The organism is Thermogutta sp., from assembly GCF_039793925.1.
GTDB lineage: Bacteria > Planctomycetota > Planctomycetia > Pirellulales > Thermoguttaceae > Thermogutta.
Genome location: NZ_JBAMME010000132.1, coordinates 490 through 1,241, shown reverse-complemented (window position 1 = coordinate 1,241; position 752 = coordinate 490). Strand labels below are relative to the sequence as shown.

General features: G+C 60.1%; 2 protein-coding genes. Both read left to right on the top strand.

Annotated elements, in window-relative coordinates:
* The coding region (locus ABJK56_RS05480; RefSeq protein ID WP_347243659.1) for a phosphoenolpyruvate carboxykinase (ATP) at window positions 1-365 on the top strand (365 nt) is incomplete at its 5' end.
* An 11-nt stretch (window positions 366-376) separates the two neighbouring features.
* Window positions 377-752 (top strand): DUF1614 domain-containing protein (locus ABJK56_RS05475; protein WP_347243658.1); only part of this gene is annotated, 376 nt, incomplete at its 3' end.

Here is a 752-nt window from a genome sequence, read left to right as displayed (position 1 = left end):
ACGCCGAACTGCTCCGCCGTCGCATGGAGGCCCATGGGGCGCGATGCTGGCTCATTAATACGGGCTGGTCCGGAGGTCCTTACGGCGTGGGACGACGCATTCCCATCGGGTATACGCGCGCCATGGTTCAGGCGGCCTTGAGCGGCGCCCTGGATGGAGCGGGATTCGAAAAGGAGCCCTACTTCGGGCTGCTCGTGCCGCGGACCTGCCCCGGAGTGCCCCCCGAAGTGCTCAGCCCGCAGGCGACCTGGCAGGATAAGGAGGCTTACCGCAGGCAGGCGGAACACCTCAAGGGACTCTTCAAGAAGAACTTTTCGGATTATGCGGGCCAGGTGGATCCCGCGGTGCGCTCCGTCATGGCCTGAAAGGACGCGTCATGTTTTTCCCGCCGTTTCTCGTGATTTTCTTTTTCCTTTTCGTTTTTCTGCTGTTTCTGGTCTTCGGACTGGTCAAGTTCGGCCTTTTCGCCATGGCTTTTGCCCGGTTGGGCATTCCGCCGGAGCAGCTGTTTTCTTTGCTGTTCCTGTGCATCATCGGAAGCATGATCAACATCCCGGTGAAGCGCATCCGGCTGGAGGACGAACCGCCGCCGTTGACCCTGGTTTCTTTTTTCGGCATGCGATATCGCCCGCCCCAGTGGCGGCGTCCCCGGGAAATGGTTTTGGCCGTCAATGTGGGCGGGGCCGTCATTCCCACGCTCATTTCTTTCTATCTTTTGATGCACGCCGAACACCCCATCCGCATGCTGCTTG